Source organism: Synechococcus sp. LTW-G (genome assembly GCF_054459035.1).
Genome location: NZ_JBTKYW010000020.1, coordinates 1 through 1,032, shown reverse-complemented (window position 1 = coordinate 1,032; position 1,032 = coordinate 1). Strand labels below are relative to the sequence as shown.

Genomic DNA, 1,032 nt, shown 5'->3' with positions numbered 1-1,032 from the left:
CAAGCAACCACACAAGGACACTGCCGCCATGGGCGATGCTACGTTCCCCGGCTCGGGCTGGGAAGGCTTTATAGCGACCCGGTTCGTTCCGCTCTCCGATTCCGAGTGCCTGATTTACCTGATCCCCGACCCTCAAGTGCCGCCTTGCTGTCCAAGCTGCCGGCGATCCTGCTCCCTGATCCATGACACGACGACGCGGCGAGTCCGAGACCGGGATCTGTTCGAGTACCGGGTCTGGTTGGAGGTGCCGGTGCGACGGGTGCGCTGCCCCCGCTGCGGTGTCGGGCGTGAAGCGCTGTCCTGGTTGGCCCCGCGAGCCCGGCTGACCCACCGGCTGCGCCAGCACGTGGAGACACTGCTGACCTTGCTGCCGCTCAAGCAGATCGCCGGCCTGACCGGGCTGCACTGGCACACCCTCAAGAGCATCGACAAGGCCCGGTTGGCCCGGGACCTGCCCGAGCCTGACCTCAGTCTGGTCCGTTACCTGGTCATGGACGAGTTCGCCCTGTTCAAGGGCCACCGTTATGCCAGCGTGGTCATCGACGCCGAGACCCGGCAGGTGCTGTGGGTGGGCGAAGGTCGATCCCGGGAGGCGATTCGGCCCTGCTTCGAGTGGCTGGGGGCGCACTGTGAACACATTGAGGCGGTGGCCATGGACATGAACACCGCCATGGACCTGGAGGTACAGGCCTGGTGCCCCAACGCCCGGGTGGTCTACGACCTGTTCCATGTGATCGCCAAATTCGGCCGGGAGGTGATCGACCGGGTCCGGGTGGATCAGGCCAACCAACTGCGACAGGACAAGCCCGCACGACGGGCCGTGAAGCGATCACGCTGGCTGTTGCTGCGTAATCCGGAGAACCTGAAGGCCGATCAGGCGGACGAGCTGAAGACGTTACTGGATCTGAATCAGCCGTTGATGGTGGTGTATCTGATGAAGAGCCAGCTCAAGGAGCTCTGGTACGCCCGCACCGAGCGGGCCGCCCGGTGGCGTTGGACACGATGGTTCAACATGGCTCAGGCGAGTGGCCT

The 1,032-nt window shown here is 64.7% G+C and carries 1 protein-coding gene; it reads left to right on the top strand.

Annotation, left to right across the window (positions count from 1 at the left end; genetic code table 11):
• Positions 1-28: 28 nt before the first annotated feature.
• Positions 29-1,032 (top strand): ISL3 family transposase (locus tag ACXIQ9_RS12590; RefSeq protein ID WP_459016857.1); only part of this gene is annotated, 1,004 nt, incomplete at its 3' end.